This is a genomic window from Kouleothrix sp. 19917, assembly GCF_057073505.1.
The window spans coordinates 5,355,448-5,378,341 of sequence record NZ_CP097099.1; the positions used below are offsets into that span (position 1 = coordinate 5,355,448).

Genomic DNA, 22,894 nt, shown 5'->3' on the forward strand with positions numbered 1-22,894 from the left:
TTCAGTCATTGCGCGCAGGCTTGCGCGGGGCTACAATGCACCGTGCATGTGCTTCTGCATAAACCACGCCTAGAACTGTGAGTGTGGCCCGGAATGGACCTGAGCAGTTTCATCCCGATCGACCGGCGCTTGGCGCTCGCACAGGGAAAGCCTCTGCCCGAGCAGACGGCTGGTGCCGTTCTTTTTGCCGATCTTTCGGGCTTTACAGCCCTGACCGAAGCCTATGCGCTGGCGTTTGGCCCGCAGCGCGGCGCGGAAGAAATGACGGCGCTGCTCAACCGAATGTTCAGCGCGCTGATTGAGCATGTACACAGCTTCCACGGCAGCGTGGTGGGATTTAGCGGCGATGCAATTACCTGCTGGTTTGTGGGCGATGCCGGGCTGCAGGCGGCCACTGCCGCGCTGGCGCTTCAGGCCACAACGGCGCAGTTCGCCAGGGGGCCGCAGCTGCTGGATGGGGCAGCGCCACTTGCCCTGAAGTGCGCGGTGGCGGCCGGGCCGGCGCGGCGCCTGCTGGTGGGCGACCCAGCGATTCAGCTGCTGGATGTGCTGGCTGGCACTCCAATCAGCCGCGCCGGCCAGCTGGAAGAACAGGCCGAGCGCGGCGATGTGCTGCTCGACGCGGGCATAATGCTGGCGCTGGCAGAAGCAGGCACGCAAGGGGCGTGGCGCGCGCTTGGCCCGGGCGACCGGGCATTCGCGCTGGCTGGGCTGGCGCGGCCCGCTGAACCCCAGCCCTGGCAGCCGCTCGCGCCTGGCGCGCTGAGCGCCGAGCAGATTCGCCCGTGGCTGCTGCCAGCGGTGTGGGAGCGCCTGCGCCACAGCGACAGTGAGTTCCTCACCGAGCTGCGGCCGGCAGTGGCGCTGTTTGCGCGCTTCGCCGGAATCGACGACAGCCCCACAAATATGCGCGCCACCCTTACTGCCTATGTGGCCTGGGTGCAGCGCCTGCTCGCGCGCCACGGCGGTTCGCTGCTCCAGCTCACGCTGGGCGACAAAGGCAGCTATTTCTATGCCGCGTTTGGCGCGCCAATTGCGCACGGCGACGACGCCGCGCGGGCGGTGGCAGCGGCCGCCGCCTTGCTTGCGCCGCCGCCCGAGCTGGCATTCATTCGCGGCACGCAGATCGGGCTCGCGGCCGGGGCAATGCGCGCCGGCACCTATGGCGAAGCCAGCCGCCAGACCTATGGCGCGCTGGGCGATGCTGCCAACCTTGGCGCGCGCCTGATGCAGCTTGCGCGGCCCGGCCAGGTGCTGGCGACCGACGACGTGAGCCGCGCGGCCGGCCCGCACGCGCGCTGGGCTGCGCTGCCGCCGGTTGTGCTGCGCGGCAAAGCCCAGCCTGTGCCGGTGCGGCAGCTTGCCACTGGCCTGGCCGAGCGCCAGCTGGGCCAGCTTGAACTCACGCAGCGTGGCACGCTGATAGGCCGGGTGGCCGAGCGCGCCCGCCTGGAAGCACAGCTCGGGGCCGCGCGCCGCGGCCAGGGCCAGGTGGTTGCCATCACCGGCGAGGCCGGGCAGGGCAAAAGCCGGCTCGCCGCCGAGATGGTGCGCGGCGCGCAGGCGGCTGGCTTTCAGGTGTATGGCGGCGCGGCCGAATCGTCGGGCCGGCAATCGCCGTTTCTGGCGTGGCGGCCGATCTGGCGTGCCTTGCTTGGGCTGCCCGCCCCGGCCAATCTGGCAGCTGACATGGCGGCCCTGGCGGCGCAGCTTGGTAGCATCAACCCCGAAACACTGCCGCGCCTGCCGCTGCTCGGCCCTTTGCTTGGCCTGCCCCTTCCCGAAACGCGCCTGACCGCTGAGATGGATGCGGCGCTGCGCGCGGCCTCGCTGGAAGCGCTGCTGATCGACTGCCTGCGCGCCATCGCGCGCCACCAGCCCGTGCTGCTGGTGCTCGAAGATTGCCACTGGCTCGACGCGCAATCGCTCGACCTGCTCATCGCCATCGCCCGCGCCATCGCCGACTACCCAATCGCGCTGCTGCTAGCCTACCGCCACGACCCCGACGCGCCGCGCCTGCGCCATGTCGAGCGGCTGCCGCACAGCCTGGTGCTGCACCTGGGCGCGCTCGCCGCTGCCGATGCGGAAGCATTGTTGCGCGAGCGTTTTGGCGCGCCAGCCGACCCGGCGCTGGTGCAGCAGATTGTCGAGCGCGCCGAGGGCAACCCGTTTTTCCTGGAAGAACTGAGCAGCTATGTGCTGGAACATGGCGCAGGCAACCAGCCAATCGAGCTGCCCACCAGCCTGCAGCGCCTGCTGATTGCGCGTGTGGATCAGCTGGGCGAGCCGGCCCGCCTGCTGCTGAAGGTCGCCAGCGTGATCGGCCGGCGCTTTGCGCAAAGCGAGCTGTGGGGCGTGTACCCGCAGCTTGGCCCGGCCGGGCCGGTGGCTGGCGAGCTGGGCGCGCTCGACCGGCAGGAGCTTATTCTGCAAGAACAAGGCGCGAACGAGCCGGCCTACCTGTTCAAGCACCAGATGACACGCGAGGTGGTGTACGCCAGCCTGCCGCAAACCATTCGCGCCCGCCTGCACGAGCAATTCGCCGCCTGGCTCGAAACGACCCGCCCGCCCGCCGCGCTGCCGCTCGACCTGCTGGCCTACCACTACGGCCAAAGCAGCAACACCGCCAAACAGCGCCAGTTCTACCGCCTGGCCGGCGACGCGGCAGCGCGCAGCTATGCCCACACCATCGCCGCTGAATATTTCGAGCATCTGCTCGAACTCACTGAGCCAGCCGCGCAGCCGGCAGTGCTGATCGACCTCGGGCGCGTGCAGACGCGCGCCGGCAATTGGGACGAAGCGGCGGCACGCTACGCCAGCGCGCTTGCGCACGCGCCCGCCGCCCCCGAGCGCAGCGCGGCGCTGGCCGGGCTGGGGCGCGTCCGTCGCCTGCAAGGCGCGCTGGACGAAGCCGAAGCGCAACTGCTGGAAGCCAGCGCGCTGTATACACGCCTGAGCGATGCAGCGGGCATCACCGAAATCTTGCAGGACCTGGCGCGCATCTATCGCGTGCAGGGCGATTATGCACGCATGGCACAGGCTGCCAGCGACAGCGAGCGTATGGCCCGCCAGGCCAGCAATTTGCTGGGCGTGGCGCAGGCGCGCGGTATTCTGGGCCGCGCCGCCTTCGATCAGGGCGATTATGCCAATGCCAGCGCGGCCTACGAGCAGGCGCTCGATCTGTTCCGCACACTCGATGCCCAGCCCGAGCTGCCACACGCCCTGCTTGCCCTGGCCATGGTTGCCGATGCGCAAGGCCAGGGCCAGCAGGCGCACCGCCTGGTGGAAGAATGCCTGCTGCTTTCGCGCAAGCTCGGCGACCGCCCCGGCATTGTGTATGCGCTCGGCAGCCTGGGCATGATTGCGCTCAATCAGGCCGACTATGCCACCGCGCGCGCCCGCGCCGAAGAAAGCCTGGCGCTGGTGCGTGAGCTTGGCGACCAGCACGGCATGGTGATCGCGTCAACGAACCTCGGCCTGGTGGCGCTCAGCGATGGGCGCTGGGCAGAAGCGGCCGGCCACTACCGCACCACGCTGCGGCTCGCGCTGGAGCTGGGCTACCCTACGCAAGTGGCGATTGCGCTGGCAGGGCTTGCCGCCAGCCAGGTGGGCGGCGCAGGCGGGCCGGGGCAGCTTGCGCAGGGCGTGCGCTGGCTCAGTGCCGCGGCGCGCTATGTTGCCGAGCTGGGTATTATGCTGGAGCGGCTGGAGCGCGACATACTCGATCAGGCCAGAGCTGCCGCCCAGGAAGAGTTACCGCCTGCCGAATTTGCCGCCGCGTGGTCGGCTGGGCAGGCGCTGGGGTGGGAAGAAGCCAGCGCCGAGGCACTTGCAGCGGGTGGCAGGTCGCAGGAGTTGTGAATGCTGAGTGGCACGAACTGCAACCGTACGAGGGTTTAGGGTTTGGGGTTTTGGGATTAGGCTTGCAATCTGCAGCCTGTAACTTTCGACCCTGCAAACTTGCAACTTTCAACCTGCAACCCGCAACCTTCAAACCTGCGACCGAGGGTTGAGGGTCTGGGGTTTTGGGATTTGGTCTGCGAACCGCAGAACCGCAGAACCGCAGAACCAAGAACTACGGAACCCGCAACGTTCGAACCTGCGACCGAGGGTTGAGGGTCTGGGGTTTTGGGATTAGGCTTGCAATCTGCAACCTGTAACTTTCGACCCTGCAAACTTGCAACTTTCAACCTGCAACCTGCAACGTTCGAACCTGCGACCGAGGGTTGAGGGTCTGGGGTTTTGGGATTAGGCTTGCAATCTGCAGCCTGTAACTTTCGACCCTGCAAACTTGCAACTTTCAACCTGCAACCTGCAACGTTCGAACCTGAAAACTGGTCTAAAAACCCCAAACGCTAGGCCCCACCCCCTACCTCGCGCTCGGCCAGGGTGCGATCCTCGGCGTGCGCGGGCATGTACTCAAAGCTTGGGCCAGCGTGCGTGCGCTTGCGCGTGCCGTCGGGGGCGCGCAGCGGCGTGGCCATAAGCTGTTGCGCTTGCAACTGCACGGCGAACATCATGCCTACGGCGCGATTCAGCCATTCGGGATGCCCGTTGAACACCGCATGCAGCACGCGCAGCAGGTCGCTATACGCCTGGTTGAAGGCATCGGCACGCAGGCGGGCCGCCGAGCCGGGCGGCATGGCGGCGGCTTTGGGGTTCGCCTCCGCCGGCCAGACGCGCCGCCGCTCGAACGGCACGGTCGCGCCCGAATACGCGATTTCCCCATGCTCCATCACCAGACGCTGGCCGTGGTACAGCTCGGCAAAGCGATAAAAATGCGCCAGCTCGTCGCCGCCCTCGTCGGGCCGCAGATCGACGAACGGGTCGCCAGCGCGCGCGCCCTCGCCCTGGTCGATGATCTCGTTCAGCGCGTTGCAGGCGGTTGCGACGCTTGTGACGGGTTGGAGCTTTTCGCGGCCAATTGGCCCACGCACTTGCCGCGCAGGGTCGCCAGTGAAGATCGTTTCGCCCAGCGCCACAATCGAGCGCTCGATCCGCTCGTAGAAGGCGGCGAGCGTGTGTTCGCGGCCGGGCTCGCGCGGCTGCTCAATCACCATAAACACGCGCCTGATCAGTTGGCGCGAACAGCGCTGCAGCGGCACCAGCAGCTGTCCCGCAGGGCCGAGCGGCAGCTGGCAAGGGTATTCGGGCACGAAGCCAGGATGGCTGAGGCTGGGCGTGCCGCCAACGGCATTCAGGATGTTGCACACCAGCGCCATATGCAGCATTTCTTCCGTCACAATGCTCTGGATGATTCGCGCCGCCTCGTCATTCGCGCCGGGCCGCAGCGAATAAAGCGCGTAGGTGTAAGCCGGAATGGTGGCGTGCTCCAGCTCCAGCGCGGCCTGCAGCGCCAGGTGCAGCTCTTCACGCGACATTGTTGCGGCGGGCGCGGCATGGTGGGCCAGGCGTTTCCCAAGCGATAGTTGCGCTTCTGCCAGCATGGCGTGCTCCTTCTAGCCTTCGCGCTGCCCTTCCAGCGGGTTTTCGAGCCAGCGGCGGATCAGGTCGCGTTTGCTGCGCGACAGATCGCGCATGGTGGGCATGGCATTTGGGTCGTGCTCGGGCAGGCCAAACACCAGCGTGAGCAGGTCGTTGCGTTTCAGCACCGCCTGGTAATCGCCCAGATCGACGATTGTGCGCATCACCGGGTAGAGGTTGGCGTATTGCTTGAAGATCGGGAAAATATCGCTCCACCACGTTGGCTCGGCCACATGCGGGTGGTTCTGCCATACGCGCACGCTGATGAAATTGGATGGGTTGGCATCCGGGTCGGGCGGCGCGCCATGCCAGGTGTAGCCCAGCGCATAGACCTGCCCGTCGATATAGCCGCGCGGGTTGCCCGGGTCGCTGGCGGAAAGGGTGAAGCGCGCGCGCCCGGCGTCGTCGGTGACAACCGAGGGCGGGAAGCCAAGCGCGGCAGCTGGCGTGCCGGTGGGCGGGTCGCCTGCTTCGGGCGCAAGCGCGTCGGTCAGCGCCAGATCGATGCGCTGGCGGGCGGCTGCTTCGCCAAAGCGCGTGGCGATGATCTCCACAATTGGCGCATCGCCCAGGGCGGGGCGCTCGGCATCCAGCGGGTTCAGGCGGAACACAAACTGGTCGGCGCGAACGTACTGCCCGCTGGGATGCTCTGCGAGCAAAGGTGTGGCGCCTTTCCGCGCCGCGCGAATGATCGCCAGCGGCTTGGCGAGCTGATCGGCAGTGGCAGAAAAATCCTGCACGCCGGCGGTGCTCAGGTAGGCTGCCTCGCTGTAGTCGATGGTGCCAAGCTGCTCGTATTCACCGGCCTCGGCTGCGGGCACCGCCAGCGCCAGCGCGCCCACCGCCGGGTCGGGCGGGCCGCCAACGCTGGTGCTTGGCACGCTGTTGCCCATGTCGAGTGTTAGGCGGCCGCGTTTGGCATCAGCCCGCGCGTAGGCATAGGAAAGCGGCGACTTTGCGGTGGGGCGCAGCATGCGGCCCATCAGCGCCTGGGCCAGCTCGTTGGGCGCGGCCGGGCCGATCGTGCCAACAATGCGCCCATAGGTGAAATCAGGCTGCTTGCGGTCGTCGACATAGCCGTCGACAATGATTTTGATCGCGAGCTGATCGGGGCTGGCATCGCGCAGCTCGCGCAGCAGCCGCGATTCGCCCACCTCGCCCCATTCGAGCGGGCCGATCAGCGACTGGTAGCAGGCGCTCAGCACCGAGTCGGTGTCGCCGGGGCCGGCGGCAAAGCGCTTCCACATGTCGGTGAACGCGGCCACGTGGTATTCGCCGGCCCAGGCCACGCGCCCGCCCGGCAGCGCCAGACGCAGCCGCCAGGCCCAGATCTCGGAGACGGTTTGCTGCTGTGGGTCGAGATCGACCAGCTTGGCGTCGACGCGGTTGCCGGCATTCAGCAGCCGCGCGCCGATGATCGGGTCGTCAGCGGCGTTGGTGGCATCGGTGCCGTCGCTATAGCAGGCGCGCCGCACGGTGCAATCGACAATGCGCCAGATCGCGGTGCCACGCGGGTTCCAGCCGCCCAGGCCGTCGCCATGTTCTTGCTGCTTCGGGGTGAAGTTGGCAGTGTCGAAGTTTTTGGGCGTGTTGTTCACGGTAGAAACCGTGGTTTGGAAGCGGCCAGCAAAATGCAGGCGCGGCCGATCAAGGTAGCTCATTGTCGCAGCACCTTTCTAGCTCTTGCGAACAGGGCAGCGCAGCCGTGCCACACCTAACGGCGGGCGGCCAGAGAAGCGATAAAGGCTTGACAATGCGAGTGTGGCTAGTATACCATACCAGTGAGCAATTCCCTCGCATCACCCCAAATGCTCGCTGCCTGTTCAGCTTTGCCAGCGCGCGCGCGATACGCTTGCGTCGCGCTGCGTGCGCCTGTTCGCGTCGCCGGATTTGTGGAGATGTTGAAAGGAGATCGGAATGACACAGCAGCCCGACATCGCCGCTCTGGAGCAGCGCATCCAGCAGCTCGAGGCGCAGCTGGCCGAACTGCGCGCGGCCCAGCAGCCGCCCACCATCAGCGCCGAAGATTTCCAAACCTACCTGCGGGTGCATCAGGCGCTAAACGCGCAGCAGCCCGGGCCAGTCTGGCCGTGCTCGACCAGCCAGGTCTGGCCGTGCGCGCAAGCCTTTGCCGCGCCACACCCGCCCGCACAGCCCGGCCCGGTGTGGCCGTGTGGCAATATGCTGTGGCGCTTCGCAATGCCCGCGCCAGTCTGGCCTTGCGCCCAGGTCTGGCCGTGTGGGGCAGCGCCGCAAGCGTCCCCGCATGTAGAAGCACAGCAGGCCGCCCCTGCGCCGGGGCCGGTCTGGCCCTGCACGGCAGTCTGGCCATGCGCGCCAGTCTGGCCCTGCGCCCAGGTCTGGCCGTGTGGTGCCGCGCCGCAAGCGTCCCCGCATGTAGAAGCACAGCAGGCCGCCCCTGCGCCGGGGCCGGTCTGGCCCTGCACGGCAGTCTGGCCATGTGCACAGGTGTGGCCCTGCGCCCAGGTCTGGCCGTGCAACGCGCCGCCTGCCACGCCAGAAGATGAGGCTGGCGAGCGTTTCGGCAAGCTCGGCTCGTAGGGCGTAGCGAAACAGGCCGATGCCACAGCTCCCACTCGATGCAGTTGCACAGCTGCGCGCCCGCCGCGTGCTGTTTCTGGGCCTGGAAGGGCCGGGCGCGCATGCCGCCGCCGAACTGGCGCGCTGCGGCGTGGGCACGCTTCATTTGGCCGATCCGTTTGCCTGCCAGCCGGGCGACCTGCCGCTGCTGCCGTTCGGCGGGCCGCACGCCGTGGGGCATCCGCGCCAGACCGTGGCACAAGCTGCGCTTGACCCGAGCGGCGTGGCGCTTGAGCCTGGGCCGGCCGAGCTGAACCGCACCGCCGTCGATGCGCTGCTGGCTGGCTGCGACCTCGCGATCTGCACCTTCGAGCGCGGCTTTGCGGCGGCGCAGCACTGGGCAAATCGCGCCAGCCACGCGCAGGGCGTCCCCGTGCTCTATGCCGAGTGCGGGGAAATGGGCGCGCTGCTTGGCCCGCTGGTGCTGCCGGGCGCGACCGCCTGCTTCATGTGCTACCGCATGCGCGCCGTGGCAAACGCGCCCGACGCCAGCGCGGCCCTGGCGCACGAAGAAGCGCTCGACCGCCAGCACTTTCCGGCGCTGCACCGCCGCGCAATCGCCCCGGCGCTGGTTGCCCAGGCCGGGCAGCTGCTTGCGCTCCAGGCGCTGAATTTCCTGCTCGGTCGCGAGAAGCCAGGGCTGGCCGGCGCGCTGCTGGCGATTGATGCCAATGGGCAGAGCAGCCGCCACGCCGTGCTCCGTATGCCCGCCTGCCCGGTCTGCGGCAGCACGCCCACGCGGCACCTGCCCACGCTGGCCGAACTGGGCGCACCCGCCGGGCCAGCGCCCGATCTGCTCAACCTAGCGCCGCAGCTGGTCAGCCCACTGACCGGCGTGATCCACAGCCTCCAGCTCACTTCGCCCGCGCAGCCCGCGCTCGCCAGCGCCGAGCTTGCGAACCACCGCTTCGCGAGCTTTGTGCCGCCCGGCCAGCACCTGTGCGGCGGCAAAGGGTTCGCGCCCGAAGAAGCCCTGCGCAGCGCCCTGGGCGAAGCCGCCGAGCGCTACTCGGCCAGCAGCTGGGATGCGCGCCAGATTCGCTACGCCCGCGCCGCCGACCTGCCCGGCCCCGCACTCGATCCACGCGCGCTGGTGCTGTTCGCGCCCGAGCAGTACGCCCACCTGCCTTTCGCGCCCTACACTGGCGCAAACGTGCTGGGCTGGGCGCGCTGGCGCGCATTGGCCGGTGGCGGCGAGCTGTTCGTGCCGGCGCTGGCAACCTTTCTGCCCTACCAGCCACGCGCGCCCGAGGAAAACCTGTTCCCAAACACCTCGAACGGGCTGGCAGCTGGCCCAACGCTGGCGGCAGCGGTGCTTGGCGCGGCCTGCGAGGTGCTGGAGCGCGACGCCTTCATGGCGATGTGGCTGCACCGGCTGCCCTGCCAGCGAACCGACCCGCAGAGCCACCCCGACGCGCAAGTGGCGGCCTTCTGTGCCGCAGAAAAGCGGCGCGGCGTCAATACATTCTTGTTCCGCCTGCCAACTGACCATCCCTGCCACGTTTTTCTTGCGCTTGGCCTGAGCGAAAGCCCCAACGAGCCAGCCGCCGCCGTGGGGCTGGGCGCAAGCCTGCACGCGGCCGAGGCGGCGCGCAAAGCCGTGCTGGAAGCAGCGCAGGTGCGGGTTTCGCTGCAGCAGGTTTTGCGAATGCCAGGGATGCAGGCGCGTGCCGCCGCGCTGGCCCGCACGCCGCAGCTTGTCGCAACGCTGGAAGATCATGCGCTGCTGTATGCGCGGCGCGAGGCGCTGGGCGCGCTCGATTTCCTGCTGGCGCGGCCACTCACGCCATATGCCTGGCCGCCCGCGCCCGCCGACGAGCTGGCGGCGCTGGTGGCGCACCTGCGCGCCAGCGGCGACGAGCTGCTGTTCCACAACCTGTCCCCGCCCGACCTGGCGGCGCTTGGCATCTACACGGCGCGCGCGATTATTCCCGGCTTCCAGCCGATCGATTTTGGCTGGGGCGGCACGCGCCTGGGTGGCACGCGCCTGTTCGAGCTGCCAAAACGGCTGGGACTAACCAGCGCGGGCCTTAACCTGTTTCCCCACCCGTTTGCGTAGGCAGGAAGCATGGCTACCCAAAAGGAAAGAGCCGACCCTCGGGTCGGCTCTTTCAGAGCGTGCCCGAAACGAGCTACGCTACCGTAAACGTATAATTCCCCGCGCCAACTTCATACACTGCCGCGCCATTTTCGTGCCGCAGGAAGCGCACGCCCTCGGCCTGATCGGCGGGGCCATCGCCCTCGCGTACTTCGACACCCGGGGCAGCGGGAACCGCAACCAGCGCGCTGGAGTTCGCCGGCACGGTGATGTTCCACTCGAAGCCGCCGTTCTGCTTCCACGCGCTGCGAATCGTGCCGTACGGCCCTTTCAGCTCCGCCGCGACATGCGAGAAATCGCCGCCCGGCTGCGGCCGCATGATGATGTGCTTGTAGCCTGGTTGCTCGTTGTCCACGTCGATGCCCGCAACCACGGCGTACATCCACGCGCCAATTGCGCCATAGGCGTAGTGGTTGAACGAGTTCATCGAGGCGTCCTGAAAGCCACGGTCGTGCGTCCAGCCATCCCAGCGCTCCCAGATCGTGGTCGCGCCCTGCGTGACCGAGTAGAGCCACGAAGGCCACGATTTCTGCTTCAGCAGCGCGTAGGCCACATCGGTTTTGCCGTTGTCGCTGAGCACGCGGCTGATGTAGGGTGTGGCGACAAAACCGGTGCTCAGGCGGTCGCCGCGCATTTTGATGTCGCGCACCAGCGCGTCGAGCGCGGCGGGGCGCGCTGCTTCGGGCAGCAGGTCGAAATACAGCCCCAGCACATAGCACGCCTGTGTGCCGCCAGCAACCAACCCGCCCGGTGTGACATACACGCGCTGGAAGGCGTCGCGCGCGGTGTCGGCGTAACCAGCGTAGCGGGCGGCATCTTCGTCGCGCCCCAGAATCGTCGCGATGCGGCTCAGCAGGCGCGAGCTGTAGCTGAAGAATGCTGTGCCGATTAGACCCTTGGGCGTAATGCCAAAGCGGTCGGTCGAGCCGTCGAGCGCCAGCCAGTCGCCAAAGCCCTGCCAGCCGTCGTAGCCGACGTAGTTGCGCTCGCCGTCGCGGCTGGTGGCGTTCAGGAAATCGACATAGCGGCACATCGAGGCGTAGCGGTCGATCAGAATCTGCTTGTCGCCATAGCACTGGTAGATCGTCCACGGGCAGATCACGCCCGCGTCGGCCCAGGCCGGCCCGCCATCCACGCCCGCCACGCCAGGATTGGGCGATACCATCGGGAATTCGCCCTTGTCCGTCTGCGAATCTTCGAGGTCGCGCGTCCACTTCGTGAAGAAGCCCGACACGTCGAAATTGTAGGCGGCGGTGCGCACAAACACCTGCGCGTCGCCCGTCCAGCCCAGGCGCTCGTCGCGCTGCGGGCAGTCGGTCGGCACATCCACGAAGTTGCCGCGCTGGCCCCATTCGATGTTGTGCTGAAGCTGGTTGATGAGCGGATCGGAGCACTCGAAGCTCATGGTCTGTGGCATGTCGGAATGCACCACAATGCCGGTGAGCGTTTCTTCGGTTGGCGTGCCTGCAAAGCCCGAAAGTTCGACGTAGCGAAAGCCGTGGAAGGTGAAGCGCGGCTCCCAGATTTCTTCGCCGTCGCCCTTGGCGGTGTAGTGGTCGGTCTGCTGGGCGCGGCGCAGGTTAGTGGTGTAAATTGTGCCGTCGGGGTTGAGCACTTCGGCGTGGCGCAGCGTGATGGTTGTGCCGGCGGGCGCGCTGATCTTCAGACGCAGCCAGCCGACCATGTTCTGGCCCATGTCAAAAATCCAGCGCGGGTGGTTGAACAGGCTGGCGTCTTGCGGCGAGGTGGTTGGCTTGAGTTCAACTGTGCGCCGCACCGTCGGGCCGACCATTGCCGAGAGGGTGATGGCGGGGTCGGGGAACAGCGCGACCGCGTGCCATTTGCCGTCGTCGAAGCCGGCCGTGTCCCAGCCGGGCATTTCGCGGCGGGCGTCGTAGTGCTCGCCCATCTGGATGTCCGACGCGGTGATCGGCCCGTAGGCGGTTTTCCAGCTGTCGCCAGTGGCAAACACGTCGGTGCTGCCGTCGTCGTAGGTGACGGCGAGGTGCGCCAGGAACTTGGGCGTGTCGCCGTAACGCTGGCGGGCCTGCCAGCCGACATAGCCAGCGTACCAGCCGTCGCCGAGGATCGCGCCGATGGCGTTCTCGCCCTGCCTGAGCATGCTAGCCACGTCGTAGACCTGGTACTGCACACGCTTGGCGTAGTCGGTCCATCCCGGCGTCAGCACGTCGTCGCCCACTTTTTCCCCATTGATGTGCGCTTCATACAAGCCCAGCGCAGTGGCATACAGCCGCGCCTGCGCCACTGGCTTTTCGAGTGTGAACTCGGCGCGGACGTAGGGCGCGGGGCTGGTTGTGAACGGCCCGCCCAGCTCAAGCGCGCCGATCCACTGACCCTGCCACTCGCCCCGGTCGAGCAGGCCCATTTCCCACCACGCGGGCGCGCTCGTTGCCTCGCCCCCTGCGTCGTCCCACACCGTGACCTGCCAGTACACGCGCTGCCCGCTCGCGAGCGCCGGGCCGGTGTAGGGCACCTGCACCGAATCGTCCGACTCGACTTTGCCGCTATCCCACAGTAAGCCAGCATCATCGCTCAGCGCGCCCTCGCTCGCGGCGGCGGCGATGCGGTAGGCGACCTGACGCGCGCCGCGCCGCTCGCTCACAAGCTGCCAGCTCAGGCGCGGCTGTGCCACGTCGATGCCCAGCGGGTTGTCGCGATATTCGCAGCGCGGCTGGGTGATTTCCAGACTGTCAGACATGATCCCTTCCTTATGCTAGATGCTTGTTTTTTCACCGGGTTGAAGGTTAGAAAGTTGAACGTTGGAACGTTATGTACCTGGTTCTATGGTTCTGCGGTTCTTTGAAGGTTTGAAGGTTTGAAGGTTGCAGGTTGTTGTCCCAATCCCAAAACCCCAGACCCAAAACCCTCATATAGTTCTCCGTTCTTTGGTCGTCGCCCTTCGATACGGCCTTCGGCCTACTCAGGACGAAGTCGTCAGTTGTCGTTCAGAAACGCCCGCACCACGTCCAGATACGCGCCAAGCTGGTCGCGGCGAATGCTGTGCCCCGCGTCGGCAATGTTCGCGAGCTGCGCCTGCGGCACATGCGCCTTGAATTGCTCCGCGCCCTCGGGCGTGACAATCGCGCCGCGTGAGTGGTCGGCGGTGATCAGGAGCGTGGGGCAGGAAATCTGCGCCAGCAAAGTCCAATCGAAGGGCTCGTCGTCGCTGCGATTGAGCACGTTGAAGCTCAGGCGCATCTTCGAATCGGCCCACGGCTCCAGCTCTTCGTCGCTCCAGCCGGGGTTGTTGAGCCGCTCGGCGGCGATCATTTCTTCGGGCGAGCGGCGCTTGACCTCGACGATCCAGCGGTGCGTGCGGGCCAGCCATTCTTTCCCGACGGTCTGGTCGGCGGGCGGGGGCATCCACCACGCCGGCGGGTCTTCCAGCAGGATTTTGCCCGGCACATTGGGGAACATGGACGCGAGAGCGATGGTGGTTGCTGCGCCCATGGAGTGGCCAAGGATCGCGGGCTTTTCCAGGCCGAGCGCGGCGATCACGCCCGCAAGGTCGCGCGCCATCGCAACCGAGCCATACTCCTGCTCGGGGTCGTCCGAGCGACCGTGGCCGCGCGCATCGACCATGATCACATCGTAGTCGGCTTCGAGCGCGCGGGCGATGGGCGACCAGCACAGTCCGTGGTCGGAAAAGCCGTGTGCCAGCACCAGCGGCGGCTGCGCGCCGCCCGTGCGCGTGTAGTGCAGACGCAGCCCGCCGACCTCCACAAAATCCGATTGCCAGGATGACATGGGTGTTCCTTCTTCCAATCAGCAATTGCGATATAGCTGAAATGCGTTTATGTTTTACCACCAAGGCACCAAGACACCAAGGCTTTAGAATGCCTTCTTGGTGTCTTGGTGGTTAACGTACCTAGGTATGTGATAATGCACGATGAAACCCTCAGCGTTGCTGCAAACCGACTAAAAGCGAATAATCACTGGCCCCAGCAGCCCGCTCGGCTCCTGCGGGCTGTAGCGCGAAAAGAAATCCGGCTGCGCGCGCGCCAGCGTGGTGGTGACCTCGACGCGCAGGGCGTTTGGGCCGGGCCGCAGCAGGTCACCAATGTCGAAGCGGTACGGCGGCGCGATCCGCACACCAGCATGCTCGCCATTCACCCAGACCTCGGCGGTTTCGTAGACTTCCCCGAGGTCGAGCGCGGCCGGGCCACTATGATGCCAGACAACCGCCGTTTCGTAGCAGAAGGTGCCGGAGAAATCGGGCAGCGCGTCGGCCGCGCCCATGTCGCGCAGGGCGGCGAGCGGCAGCTGCTGCGTGAAGTCGGGGTAGCTGAGCGGCTCGGCGGCTGCGAGCGTCCACGGCCCGTCGATTGGCTGCGTCCGCGCCAGTTCGGGCGGCGCATCGTCGGCGGGCAGGTCGCCCGCGCCGACGACGAGAATGCACGACTCGTAGGGGCTGAGGCGCAGCAGGATGCCATCCGGTGTGGTTTTCGCGGCGGCGAGCCGATTGGCGAACGGATCGTAGCGCAGCGCGCGGCCCGTCAGCGGCAGCGAAACAGACGTGTCGAGCGCGTCGTGCGGGTGCTCGTTGAAGAACATCCACACGTCGAGGCCGGCGTGCTGCGCGTGGTAGTAGCGCAAATACGGCTGCGCGCCCGCAACCGCGATCTCGAAGCAGCCATGCTCGCGCAGCGCGCCGGCAAGCCCAGCCAGCGGGACGATTTGCGCGGCTTCCCGCAACAATGCCAGAGTTTCAGCAGCGGGGTTTCCTTCGCTCGTGCGCTCGGGGAGCTGATCGACGAACACGAGCCACAAGCCTTCTTTTTCCAACGCAAGCAGGCGTTCCAAAAGCGCACGAGGCAATGCTTCGCTGGCAGGTACGATCAGGCCGCCGTAGGTTTCGTCGGCAATGGCGAGCCGCCCATCGCGCACGGTCGCGCCGTCGAGCAGCACGTCGGCGGGCAGCACGTCGCAGTCGATTTGATTTTGCAAAAGCACGCGCACCGGCTCGTGGAAGGGCATCCACGCGCCCGACCACTCGGCTTCGGCGTGGTAGAGCACGGCGGCCGGGGCGATGTGCCGCCCGCCCGACAGCAGGTGGCTGATGCGGTTGGTATAGTCGTTCAGGGCGCGGTAAAAGCGGTATTGCGGGTTGTGACCATGCGCGTACATGTGCGGCGGGCAGTCGCCGTCGGGAAAATCGGCCTGCGAGAAGGCGTGCGGCACGAAATGGTTGACGCCGCGCACCAGCAGGTGGTCGGTCATCCACTTCATCAGCTTCAGGCCCTCGCGCCAGCCGTACGCGCCAAACACCTCGCACATGGCGCGCCCGCGCTTCTTCGGGTCGATGTGCGCCAGCGACGAAGCCAGCTTGCCCAGGCCGTAGTGGAAAAACGCGCCGTCGATGTCGCCCGCGACATTCGCAAACGGCCCGCCGTCGAAGCCCGGCACAAGCTGCCACAACACCACGTCGATGCCAGCCATGTCCTGGCCCCACAGCGAGCGGAAGAAGTGGCCCGCGCCGCATCCCAATCGGGTATGAACGCCGTTGTCTTCCAGCACGTGGCCGATGTACTCGACGCCGTGGGCGCGGCACCAGTCGCCGATCTGGGTGGTGAAATTGTTGGCGTACAGGCGCGAAACGACCTGCATAAACGCGAAGCGCATCGCGTCGGTGCGCGGGCCGGCATGCCAGAGCAGCGGCAGGTGCGCGCGCCAGTCGGGGCCGAACTCGGCGGCCAGCCGCTCGGGCAGTTCGGCGCACCACGGCAGATCGACGCCCGGCTTGCCGGGTTTGGAGTGGTAGTCGAACACCTGCTTATCGTTGTAGAAGCCCGGCTCGTCGGAAAAGAAACCGGCGAAGGTTGTGCCGAAATCGGCGGCGTAGCGGGCGTAAAACGCCTCGTAGACGGTGTCGAGAAGCACACGCACGGATGGCGCGACGAGATAGTTGATGTAGCCCTTGTGATGCTCGCTGCCGCCGTCGGGCGACTCGAACAGGAGGAAAATGCGCCAGAAGCCGGGCGGCACATCCCAGCGCAGCACGCCATCCTGCACCTGTTCGGTCAGGTCGATCAGGTCGCCCAAAAGCGCGTCGCTCCCAGCGTCGCGGCGGGCGGCGACGGCGGCAACCAGCGTGGCGGTGTTTGTGCCGGCCCGCCAGGATTGGCTCTGCCAGGGCGCGATTGGCACCGCCGCGCCGGGCTGCGGGCCAAGCACGTCGAGGTGGCGTTCCTGCAAAAACACGCGCTGAAGCTCGGGCGGCGCGCTCGCCATGCGCCCCGCCGCATGCCCGGTCGGGAAGTGGTCGTCGTCGAAGACCCACACGCGCATCCCGCGCCCGCGCGCCTCGTCCATGATGATGTCGAAGTCGTGCCACCAGCGCGGGCCAATGAAATCGGGATGTGGCCGCGCCTCGACGCAGACCGCACGGATGCCCGATTCGGCCACGCGCGCGATCTCGGCGCGGATCACGTCTTCGCTTTCGCCGCGCTGCCACAGGAAGGGCAGAATGTAATTCGCTTCCTGCCCGCGCAGAACGTCGTCAAGCCGGCTTGTCATTGTGTGTTCCACAGGTCTTTAGGTTTATCCACAGATTACACAGATTTCGCAGATTTACTTATTTGCGCGATCTATATTATGAGTTGATTCAATAAATTTAGTTTACCCACAGATTACACAGATTTCGCAGATTTAGTTTCTCATCTGTGTAATCTGCGAAATCTGTGGATTATATATTTATGTTCCAGAGATTTAGTTTCTCATCTGTGTAATCTGCGAAATCTGTGGATTATATTTCGATTGTGTGCTGACCGGCGGGCAGGTGCTGCGAGTCTTGCCCGGGCAGATCGAGCACGACCGGGATTGGCGAGTCGATGCTGATGCGCTCGGGATTGATGTCGACTGAAACGAGACCATGCGGCGTTGGCACGTTTCCGCGCGCCCACGCCAGGCGACCCAGGCGCGGCGCGATGCGCGCAGCGGCGTAGCCCGGCTCGGCGGGCGTGACGCCCAGCGTGTAAAAGACCATGTCGCGAGTCGGCGTGCAGCTCCAGCCGTGGACGTGCGTGCCCCAGCCCCAGCACTCGCCGATGGTGTCGTAGCCACCTTGCAGGAACTCCAGCCAGCGCGGGTACAGGTCGGGCAAACGCTCGGCGCGACCCGCCAGCGCGACCGCGTCGTGCACGGTGTAGCTCATGAACGGCTCGGCAATCACGACTTCGCGCTTGGCGTCCCAGTCGGTTTCGTAGATGCCCCGGAACTGATTTTGCATCTTCTGGATCGAATATTCGCCCTCGCCGCCGCCCGTCCACGAGCGCACCACGAGACGCGCCGGGTCGGTGACGAGGTCAACGATACGCTTCCAGCGCGCTTCGGGCGCTAAGCCAGAGCAGATCGCCAGCGCACCGGCAAGCTGGCTCGTTTCGGGGCGCTGCTCGTCGCCAACGATGTGATCGACATAGGTGCCACGCGCTTCGTCCCAGAACATCTCGAAGCCGGAGCGGGCGCGTTCGTACAGCTCTTCGGCCCAGCGCTGGCTGCTTTTTTCCTCAAGCCAGCCCGCCATTTCGGCAAACTCGCGCAGGCCACGCGCCCACAGCGCGGTCAGGATCGAGCTGCGATCTTCCACCAGCACGCTCGACCAGTCGACCAGATTCCATTCGACCACGTCCTTCAGCACGCCGTCGCTGGCCTGGTAGGGCGTGTACCAGCGCAGCACGCGCTCGACCGTCGGCAGCAGCGACTTGACGAAGGCGCGGTCGCCGCCGAAGCGGTAGGCGTTGTGGACGCCATGCACCCAGTTCAGCGCCCAGTCGGGGATGGTGAACGCGCCACGCGCCTCGATGTCGCCAACTACGCTCATCGGGAGCATGCCGTCCGAGCGGGGCGAGTTGCCGAGGTTGAGGTAGTGCCACGCCAGCCGCCAGTCGGTGTTCGTGGCGAGGCTGACCATCTGGTGCACAACGCCGTCGCCAACCCAGGCGCGCTGCTCGCGGGTCGGGCAGTCGATAAAGGCGTCGTGGGCGTTGAGCTGCACGGTGCGCACGCCTGCCACATACAGCCGGTTCAGCTCCGCATCGCTGCACTCGAAGCTCGATCCAGGCTGCCAGGGATAAACGTGCTCGCGCACTGCGAACGCTTTCAGCGTGCACGAGCCTTTTGCGCCGTGGAAAAGAATGTAGGCGTAGCGAAAGCCATTCGAGTCGTACAGGGCGAAGCGGTCGTGCGCGCCGCGCGCGATGTAGCGCGTGCCAGCGTGATTGCCGCCAAAGCCGTGCACGCGCTTCAGCGGCTCTTCGGTATAGGAAAAATCGAGTACAGTCCCGGCAGGCGCGTCGATCTCGAACTCGACCATGCCCGACACAATCCGGCCCATGTCCAGGCACAGTCGTGTTAATGCACCGCGTTCGATCTCGACCGAAACAGGCAATGTTGCTGGTTTCGCGCTAATGGTCGCCATATCGAGCGTCGATTCGGCGCGTTTGATCGGGCTGCTGGTCGCGGTGTCGAGTTCGCCGCTCAGCACCACGACCTCGGCGCGGGCGGGAACGAGGCGCTCGCCGCCAAGCTGCGCAATCGGGCGCGGATGGAGCGGGCCATAGGGGTCGGTGGGTGGCTGGGTGCGCGCAAAGCCGCCGATGTGAATGGCTGGAACGAGCTGCGCCTGGCCCCATTCACTGTCGTCGAACGTGGCGCTCTGCCAATCGTACGGGAAGCGCCGGGCGTCGAAAATCTCGATCGGCACGCCGCCCGCAGCTGGGTCGGCGCTGTCGAGATCGCCCACGCTCGACCACGCATCGGCCTTGCGCGCTTTCCAGTTCGCGTCGCTGACCAACCAGCCCGCCGCGCCCAGGTTGGCCTCGAACACAACCACGCCGCTTTTGCCCAGGGTCATGTTGGGCGCGGCAGGCATCCAGAACGATTTGGGTGTGCCGTAATATTTCACGTAGATAGCCAGCACATTCTCGCCGGGCCGAAGGAACGGCGCGAGGTCGAACAGGTCGTAGTGCATGCGGCGCGGCTGGCTGCGAATCGGCCCGCGCGACACTTCCTGTCCGTTCGCAAACAGCGCGTAGCGCGAGTCGGCGGTGATGCGTGCGGGAACACGCGCCGGCACCGCGTCGAGCGCAATTTTCTTGCGGAACAAACCGTGCGCTTCGGGCGCGTTCGGGTCGATCCCGGCGTCCAGAAAACCACTTGGCGCGATTGGTTCTTCCGGCACCCACATCCAGTGGCCGCGCCAGCGAATCTCGGAAAAATCGTTTGGAGTAACCTGGCTCGTCATCGTGCGACGCTCCTGGGTTTATGAACTGCAAAGGGCGCAAAGAGCGCCACTATGCTACATTTCTGGATTGTGAACCGCAAAGAACGCAAAGCGCGCAAAGATTAGTAAGCGATTGAACCAAAAGCTCTTGGTGCCCGCCCTTCGATACGGCCTTCGGCCGGGGCACCCTATGGGTCCAGGACGTGGTTCTGTGGTTCTGCGGTTCTGGTGTCTCGTGTCTCGTGTCTCGGCTCTGCGGTTCCAAAAAAACCTTCGTGCCTTGGTGTCTTGGTGGTAAAATTTGCGTTCCTACTCCTCAGCCGCAAGCACGTGCGGCGCGGTCAGCACGCCCATCGGCTTGAGCTGGTATTCGTAGCTCCACAGGTCGCCGGTGGTGCGCCACGCCGCCGGGCCAAACCAGAACTCGCGCGCGTTGGCGTTATGCACACAGCCAAAGGCGTTGGCACGGTTACCGTAGGCGGTGATGTCGAGCGCATGCTGGCCTTCCGAAAGCGCGCCAAGCTCGATCTCGAACGGCGCCCACGCGACCGGACCGACCCGTTCGCCATCCAGCGCAACTGCCAGCAGCGGCGCTCGGAAGTGCGGCGCGTGGAGCGCGAGGCGCGTGCCGGTGCCGTCGATCTGGCAGTGGTACGTGACGTTGCCGGCGTAGAACGGCAAACCCTGCGGTACGCAATCGCCCCAGGCCAGCTCGCGCACCGGCGCGGTGATACGGGCACGACGGCCTTGCAGCACCACGCCAAAATCGCCCAGCAGGTAGCACCATTCCGGCGTCGTCGTTTGCCCAAACGGCAGCGAAACGACCAGCGCGTGCGTGCCGACCGCAAGTTTGGGCAGCGCCACAGTTTTGATTGCGCGGTCCACAAACCAGCCGCCAATCTCATTCGCGACAGGCTGCCCGTCGAGGCTAATCTGCGCCGTTTCGGCGTCTTCCAGCGCCAGCAGCGGCGCGTCCACCGCCACGTCGACATGGAGCGTAAAGCGCAAGTGCAGCGTGTCGGTCGGCGCGGGCGCGGCGGCAGTGACCCACGGCTGCGCGGCGCGGCCAGTGCGGGCGGGCCAGCCAAGCTCGGCGCGCAGGCTCTGGTCGAGTCGCAGAATCTCGTCGGCAGCGCGCCACTCGCCGTCGTTCAGGCGATACTCGGCCTGGTCGAGCAGCAGCACGTTCGGCTCGGAGAGCGTGACCGGGACGGGATCGCGCAGTTCGGCGACCGTGCGCCACTTCGTGCGCGGCAGCGGCGCAACCTCGGTAGGAGGGCCGGGATCGAGTTGCAGCAGCAGCGTGTCGTGCGGCGCAAAGTCCCACGCGATCACGGTTGCGCCGTCGCGCTGCTCGACGGGAATGGGCGTGCTTGTGCCGGAAAATGTGTCGAGTACGGTGGCGCGCCACTCGCCGCGCACGCTGATCTCGGTGGCCGGGCGCGGGTCGAGTCGGTCGGTGTTGCAGAAGAAGATGAAACGCCGCTCGCCGTCGTCGCGAATCTGGTGTAGCAGCGAGTCGGCCGGGCGGCCATTCGACAAGCGCGCGCCAATTTCGCGGAACGGCGCAAGTGCGGCCAGCAATCGCCCTTCCGAAAAGGCAACCTGTGTGGCGCGGGCGGCCAGCTTCGCGGCGCGGTCGGACGGCACGGCATCGACCAATGTCGGCACCTCGCCCGCGAAAATCACCGTGCCACCCGCGTCGACAAAGCGCTCCAGGCGGTCGAGTGTGCTCGCACGGATTGTGCGCAATCCCGGCACGACAACCGCGTCGTAGCGCATCGCACCGACGTGGAAGCCCTCACCCCCCGACCCCCTCTCCCATCGCGATGGGAGAGGGGGCTGGGGGGTGAGGGTCTGTTGCTCTTCCAGCAACGACTCGGCAATGTAGTCGAAATCGATCAGGCCGTGGAGCAGCCAGCGCGTTACGTCGGCGAAGTTGCGCTCGCGCTCGGCGCGCTCAATGCCGGTTTGCTCTTGCGGACCACAGGCCAGCCAGTAGGACTCAATCGGGTGAATCACGCCGACGCGCACGCGCGGAGTGCCGCGCGTCAGCACGGTGTTCAGGCGCGAGAAGTGATCTTCGAGCTGGGCATATTCCTGCCACCACGGCGAATGGTCGCCAATCGAGGCGGGGTAGTCGCGCTTGGCGTCACCACCCATCGAGAGCCAGGTCAGGTGGTGCACGCGTACCGTCACGCCAAGCGCGGCCTGCCAGTCGCCCTGCGCGCGGTGGCCGACGAAATCGTAATCCCAGTTCGTCACGCCGTAGAGTTCGCTCAGCACGCCTGGCCGCGCACCCTGGTGCGCCACGCTCTGCGCCTGCTTGGCGGTGGTGTATTCCATCCGGTCGCACAGCATGTCGATGCCGGGCAGACCGAAATGCCACAGCGAGCGCATCGCCTCGCCAATCGTGCTGGTCTGCGATTCGAGCGTCGGCTCTTCCATCATGTGGCCGGTCAGCAGAATGCCGTGCGCCTCACACCATTCGCCAAGCACGCCCGCGTAGGCCTTTGCAAAGCGTTCGGTCAGGTGATCGTGGTAGCGATAGCGCGCGGCAGACGCTGCGCCATCGGGCAGTTCCCAGAACAGCTCCGGCAGGCGATCTTCCAGCGCTTCGCCATAGGCGGTGCGGTAGGTTTCGAAGAAGTCGGGCGTCCACGGGATCACGACCTCGCTGCGGTCGGCGGCGTGGCGCAGGCTGTGTTTGCGCGGGTATTGGGGCTCGTCGGTGAAGATCGCGGGAACGACGCCGCCGAAGTCCGCGCCGACCGCCGCCGCGTACGGCTCGTGCGTGATCTCGATGAAGCGGCGGGTCGCGGCGGCGTTCAGCGTGTCGACGTAGCTCTGGTTGTTGAACCAGGGCGTTGGCAGTGAGCTTTCGAGGTAGGCGTACCAGACCGCGCCACCATCGGGGTTTGGCTCGTCGGGGTCGAGGCGGCGCGACCCCGCCAGGCACCCGTCGCGCAGGGTGATGTGGAAGCGCGCCAGCAGCGTGCCATTGCCCGCGCGAGTCGCGGCGGCGGCGCGGGTGTTCGGGCCGGGCGCGGCGGGCGGCGCTGGCTCACCGTAGGGCACGCAGGTGAACAGCAGATGCCGCGCGCGAAAATCGGGGTCGCTGGTGACCATGCCGCCGCCAAAGCCGGACGGCCAGCGGTCTTCGTCGTACAGCCACGCCAGCATATCCGTGCGGCGCGCTTCTTCCACGCATTCACGCACCAGCGCCAGGTATTCTTCGCCCATGTATGGCGTGGCGAGGCCCGTGCGCGAGTGCATATGGAAGCCGCCCATGCCCATCTGCTTGAGCATGGCAATCTGGCGCATCAGGTCGCTGCGTTCGAGCTTGCAGTTCCACGACCAGAACGGCGTCCCGCGATACTCGGCGCTTGGGTTCTGGAACAAGCCCATATCCAGCGCGGGCGTGGCATTCTTGGGATACAGTATCATCGCTCACCACCAGAAAGATACGT

10 protein-coding genes are annotated in these 22,894 nt (G+C 66.3%); 3 read left to right on the plus strand and 7 right to left on the minus strand.

Annotated features, from left to right (window positions below; genetic code table 11):
- Positions 1 to 93: 93 nt before the first annotated feature.
- Positions 94 to 3,861: a tetratricopeptide repeat protein gene (locus tag M1P90_RS21680; protein WP_483697459.1), complete on the plus strand. Its 3,768-nt coding sequence runs from the start codon at positions 94 to 96 to the stop codon at positions 3,859 to 3,861.
- Positions 3,862 to 4,355: 494 nt separating this feature from the next.
- On the opposite strand, the gene M1P90_RS21685 is transcribed toward M1P90_RS21680, so the two are convergent.
- Both M1P90_RS21685 and M1P90_RS21690 read right to left on the minus strand, forming a co-directional pair.
- A complete protein-coding gene (locus M1P90_RS21685; RefSeq protein ID WP_483697460.1) occupies positions 4,356 to 5,447 on the minus strand; it encodes a ferritin-like domain-containing protein in 1,092 nt (363 codons plus the stop codon).
- Between the two features lie 12 nt (positions 5,448 to 5,459).
- Positions 5,460 to 7,145, minus strand: a complete 1,686-nt coding sequence (locus M1P90_RS21690) for a hypothetical protein (RefSeq protein WP_483697461.1) — start codon at positions 7,143 to 7,145, stop codon at positions 5,460 to 5,462.
- Positions 7,146 to 7,401: 256 nt separating this feature from the next.
- Here M1P90_RS21690 and M1P90_RS21695 point away from each other — a divergent pair, with 256 nt between their 5' ends.
- Both M1P90_RS21695 and M1P90_RS21700 read left to right on the plus strand, forming a co-directional pair.
- The gene (locus M1P90_RS21695) at positions 7,402 to 8,046 is read left to right on the plus strand and encodes a hypothetical protein (RefSeq protein WP_483697462.1); all 645 of its coding nucleotides are present in this window, start codon (positions 7,402 to 7,404) and stop codon (positions 8,044 to 8,046) included.
- A gap of 19 nt (positions 8,047 to 8,065) precedes the next feature.
- Positions 8,066 to 10,144 (plus strand): TOMM precursor leader peptide-binding protein, encoded by a 2,079-nt coding sequence (locus M1P90_RS21700; protein ID WP_483697464.1) that lies wholly within the window; start codon positions 8,066 to 8,068, stop codon positions 10,142 to 10,144.
- Between the two features lie 73 nt (positions 10,145 to 10,217).
- Here the strand turns inward: M1P90_RS21700 and M1P90_RS21705 are convergent, their stop codons facing one another.
- The 5 genes from M1P90_RS21705 to M1P90_RS21725 form a co-directional block, all read right to left on the minus strand.
- The gene (locus M1P90_RS21705; RefSeq protein WP_483697465.1) at positions 10,218 to 12,902 is read right to left on the minus strand and encodes a family 78 glycoside hydrolase catalytic domain; all 2,685 of its coding nucleotides are present in this window, start codon (positions 12,900 to 12,902) and stop codon (positions 10,218 to 10,220) included.
- 236 nt (positions 12,903 to 13,138) lie between these two features.
- Complete coding sequence (locus M1P90_RS21710; protein ID WP_483697466.1) at positions 13,139 to 13,951, minus strand: alpha/beta fold hydrolase; 813 nt, start codon at positions 13,949 to 13,951, stop codon at positions 13,139 to 13,141.
- A 171-nt stretch (positions 13,952 to 14,122) separates the two neighbouring features.
- Positions 14,123 to 16,720, minus strand: a complete 2,598-nt coding sequence (locus M1P90_RS21715; protein ID WP_483697468.1) for a glycosylhydrolase-like jelly roll fold domain-containing protein — start codon at positions 16,718 to 16,720, stop codon at positions 14,123 to 14,125.
- A 229-nt stretch (positions 16,721 to 16,949) separates the two neighbouring features.
- Positions 16,950 to 19,445, minus strand: coding sequence for an alpha-L-rhamnosidase-related protein (locus M1P90_RS21720; protein WP_483697470.1), 2,496 nt, complete (start codon positions 19,443 to 19,445; stop codon positions 16,950 to 16,952).
- 288 nt (positions 19,446 to 19,733) lie between these two features.
- On the minus strand, positions 19,734 to 22,871 hold the full coding sequence (locus M1P90_RS21725; protein WP_483697471.1) for a hypothetical protein: 3,138 nt from the start codon (positions 22,869 to 22,871) through the stop codon (positions 19,734 to 19,736).
- Between the last annotated feature and the right edge of the window lie 23 nt (positions 22,872 to 22,894).

What these genes read in the sequence shown, in the direction of transcription:
- M1P90_RS21680 (WP_483697459.1), top strand. Translation starts at nt 94, where the DNA reads ATGGACCTGAGCAGTTTCATCCCGATCGACCGGCGCTTGGCGCTCGCA.
- M1P90_RS21685 (WP_483697460.1), bottom strand. Translation starts at nt 5,447, where the DNA reads ATGCTGGCAGAAGCGCAACTATCGCTTGGGAAACGCCTGGCCCACCAT.
- M1P90_RS21690 (WP_483697461.1), bottom strand. Translation starts at nt 7,145, where the DNA reads ATGAGCTACCTTGATCGGCCGCGCCTGCATTTTGCTGGCCGCTTCCAA.
- M1P90_RS21695 (WP_483697462.1), top strand. Translation starts at nt 7,402, where the DNA reads ATGACACAGCAGCCCGACATCGCCGCTCTGGAGCAGCGCATCCAGCAG.
- M1P90_RS21700 (WP_483697464.1), top strand. Translation starts at nt 8,066, where the DNA reads ATGCCACAGCTCCCACTCGATGCAGTTGCACAGCTGCGCGCCCGCCGC.
- M1P90_RS21705 (WP_483697465.1), bottom strand. Translation starts at nt 12,902, where the DNA reads ATGTCTGACAGTCTGGAAATCACCCAGCCGCGCTGCGAATATCGCGAC.
- M1P90_RS21710 (WP_483697466.1), bottom strand. Translation starts at nt 13,951, where the DNA reads ATGTCATCCTGGCAATCGGATTTTGTGGAGGTCGGCGGGCTGCGTCTG.
- M1P90_RS21715 (WP_483697468.1), bottom strand. Translation starts at nt 16,720, where the DNA reads ATGACAAGCCGGCTTGACGACGTTCTGCGCGGGCAGGAAGCGAATTAC.
- M1P90_RS21720 (WP_483697470.1), bottom strand. Translation starts at nt 19,445, where the DNA reads ATGACGAGCCAGGTTACTCCAAACGATTTTTCCGAGATTCGCTGGCGC.
- M1P90_RS21725 (WP_483697471.1), bottom strand. Translation starts at nt 22,871, where the DNA reads ATGATACTGTATCCCAAGAATGCCACGCCCGCGCTGGATATGGGCTTG.